Annotated in this window: 5 protein-coding genes; 1 reads left to right on the top strand and 4 read right to left on the bottom strand. The window is 65.9% G+C overall.

Features of this window, described 5'->3' with window-relative positions; all coding sequences use genetic code 11:
• From ACRCSW_RS23260 to ACRCSW_RS23245, 4 genes are all read right to left on the bottom strand, one after another.
• The coding region (locus ACRCSW_RS23260; RefSeq protein WP_438708030.1) for a 3-methyl-2-oxobutanoate hydroxymethyltransferase at window positions 1–246 on the bottom strand (246 nt) is incomplete at its 3' end.
• Between the two features lie 38 nt (window positions 247–284).
• On the bottom strand, window positions 285–500 hold the full coding sequence (locus ACRCSW_RS23255; RefSeq protein ID WP_438708029.1) for a hypothetical protein: 216 nt from the start codon (window positions 498–500) through the stop codon (window positions 285–287).
• A gap of 1 nt (window position 501) precedes the next feature.
• Window positions 502–813 carry a MocE family 2Fe-2S type ferredoxin gene (locus ACRCSW_RS23250; RefSeq protein WP_438708028.1) on the bottom strand — a complete coding sequence of 104 codons (312 nt, stop codon included), beginning with the start codon at window positions 811–813 and terminating at the stop codon, window positions 502–504.
• Window positions 806–1,873 (bottom strand): fatty acid desaturase family protein, encoded by a 1,068-nt coding sequence (locus ACRCSW_RS23245; RefSeq protein WP_438708027.1) that lies wholly within the window; start codon window positions 1,871–1,873, stop codon window positions 806–808. The genes ACRCSW_RS23250 and ACRCSW_RS23245 overlap by 8 nt, the downstream gene beginning before the upstream one ends.
• 215 nt (window positions 1,874–2,088) lie before the next feature.
• Between ACRCSW_RS23245 and ACRCSW_RS23240 the strand changes: the two genes are divergently transcribed.
• A partial coding sequence (locus ACRCSW_RS23240) for a LacI family DNA-binding transcriptional regulator (RefSeq protein WP_438708026.1) occupies window positions 2,089–2,939 on the top strand: 851 nt, incomplete at its 3' end.

Raw genomic sequence — 2,939 nt, 5'->3', positions numbered from 1 at the left:
CCAAAGCGACAGCCGCTTCATCCGGCGGCTGATCTCGGCGGCGACTTCGGGCGGGACGACCTCGATCTCGACCGCGATGGCACCTGCGCGTTCGTAGGCCAGGCATTCATCGTAGAGGGCAAGCGCAGTGTCGGCCGTCTTGCCCACCGCCCGGTAGCCACCCGTCCAGGTGACGCGGGAAGGGACCAGCCCGACGTGCCCCACAACCGGAATCCATTCGCGGGCGAGATACTCCACGGTTTCCATCGACCCCGAGCAGTAGACGGCATCCGCCCCCCGGTTGATCAGGTCGCCCGCGCGGCGCCGGTCATCGAGAAAAGCGAAGGTGCCACCTCGCGGTAACGGGGGTGGGTGACCAGTTCGGGCGGAAGCGAGACGACGTCGATCCCGGCGGCCTCGGCGGCGGCGGCCTCGTCCAGAGTGAAGATCCGCAGCATGGTCAGCTGGCGCTTGCCCTTTAGCGCGGCGATGTCGGCGACGGTCAGGCGTTTGCGGCTCATCCTAGACCTCGATCTCGATCTGGCCGTCCATCACCCGGGCGGGCCAGGTCTTCAGCGCGACGCAGACGGGTGCACGAAGGGCGGCCCCTGTGCGGATGTTGAAGCGGCCGTTGTGCTTGGGACATTCGATCTGATCGCCGAGCACCAGGCCATCAGCCAGATGCACCTGCTCATGCGTGCAAAGTCCGTCGGTTGCGAATGGGGTGCCGTCCGGCGCGCGATAGATGGCGAAAGTCCGGCCCGCGTGATCGAAGCGGATCACGTCTTCGGGGTCGATGTCGTCAAGCGGGCAGACCCGGACCCAGTCAGCCATGTGGCGTTGCCTCCTGATAGGGCCGCGCGGTCGGCGGCAGGGGTTTGCGGAACGCGTAGTCCGGGTCCTTCGCTTGCCGCAGGACAGCCGGAAGCGCCTCTCGGTACGCGTCCCAGATCGACGGGTTGGCAGGCGGCAGATCGTGCTTGATCAGCGCATGCAGCTTCGGCAGCGCGTGATAGGGCACCATCGGGAACATGTGATGTTCGATATGATAGTTCATGTTCCAGTACAGCCAGCGCGAGATTGGGTTCATGTAGACGGTGCGCGAGTTCAGCCGGTGGTCGGTCACGTCTTCGGCCAGACCGCAGTGCTGGATAAGGCCGGTCATCACCATGTGCCAGGCCCCATAGATGCGCGGCCCGCCGATCAGCATCACAGGGATCCACGATTGCCAGCCAAGGGCCGCGACGGCTGTGGCCGCATAGATCGCCATATGGAACCGCGCGGCGAAGATCGCCTTGCCCCACTCGCTTTCGGGGATGTAGTCCTTCTCGCCCGCCGAGAGATGGCCCATGGCGTTCCTGACCAGGGCCACCATCGATTCCCACATGCCGTAGATGCCACCATAGGCGACGAGCAGTTTCAGAAGGTTCGGCGGGCGCATGCAGGCGATCTCGGGGTCGCGGCCCACGATGATCGTGTCGGTGTGGTGGCGCGCGTGGGACCAGCGCCAGCTGACCGGGTTCCGCACCACCTGAAACGAGGCGATCTGATAGACCACGTCATTCATCCATTGCGTCCGGAACGCAGTGCCATGCCCGGCCTCATGCCAGCGGCTGTCGCAGGCTGAACCATAAAGGACCCCGTAGGCCGCCCAGAACGGCACACACCACCATGTGCCCCAGAAGGCGATCCCGCCCCAGGCCGTGACGATGTGCAGGGCGATCCAGACCGCAGTGTCGCGGATGGCAGGGCCGTCGCGGCGCTGCATCAGCTCTTTCATGTCCTTGCGGGCAACCTCGGTCCGGTACCAGTCGGCATTGGCCAGCCCCGTAGCCTTCGCATGCTCGGTGTCATGCCCGTCCAGCGCATAGTCCCGGACGCGGTCTGCCGTCATGGTCTCCCCCTCCCCAAGGGCGATTCGTCCGGCCACATTGGGAAAACGGGCCGAGACCCGCAAAGCGGTTTCCATCAGAATCCATCAGCGGTGGGGTGTCATGATCGGGAGACCGGGGCGAACGGCGGTCTCATCGATCTCAGTGCGGTGGCAGTTGACGGGTTTTGCGTCTCCGTGTGATGGATTGGGCATCAGACTGAGGGGTGGACTGGCCCGTGCTCCGCGCAAGGATATCCGACATCGCCCGATCAGCCGGGGTTTCGACGGCCACGGTCGACCGCGTGCTGAATGGCCGCCCCGGTGTCAGCGCGGCGAACCGGCAGCGGGTGATGCAGGCGGCAGAGATGCTGCACTACCTGCCCTCGGACCATCAGACGGTCCTGCCCGCGCGGCCCGCCCAGCTTGAGTTCTTCCTGCCCCGCGGCAGCCAGGCCTTCCTCGGCGACGTGGCCCAGCGGCTCGAGGAATTCGCCGGAAGCCTGCCGTTGGTATCGCGCGCCACCGTCCACGCCTTGCCCGACCTGAGCGCCGAAGCGCTGATCGCCTCAGTAGAGCGGATCGATCTTGGCACCCATGGTGTGGGCGTCGTGGCCGTCGACCATCCGCGGACGCGGCTGGTCATCAACGACCTGATCGCCGCCGGGGTGAAGGTGGTGACCTTCGCCTCCGACCTGCTGGCGACCGGGCGGTCGGCCTATGTGGGGCTTGACGATCGGGTGGCGGGTCGGACGGCCGGCCTGGTCATGGGGCGGTTCTGTGGCGACCGGGCGGGAAAGGTGGCGCTGTTCGTCGGTCAACGCGGCTTTCTTGGCCAGCGCGAACGCGAGCTTGGGTTCCTCAACCTGATCGAACAGGAATTTCCCAACCTTGCCGCCCTGCCGACAGTCGATCTAGTTTCCAACAACGAGCTTGCCGAGACGACGACCCGGGCGCTTCTGGCCGAACATCCCGATCTGGTGGGCATCTACTGCATGGGCGGCGGGCGATCCGGAATTGCCCGCGCCCTGTCCGGCTTGCCCCGCGACAGGCGCCCCTTCGTCATCATGCATGACCTCTCCGATGTCAC

It is taken from the genome of Tabrizicola sp. (assembly GCF_051645465.1).
In the GTDB taxonomy this organism is placed as follows: domain Bacteria; phylum Pseudomonadota; class Alphaproteobacteria; order Rhodobacterales; family Rhodobacteraceae; genus Tabrizicola.
This window is presented reverse-complemented; position numbering and strand designations above follow the sequence as displayed.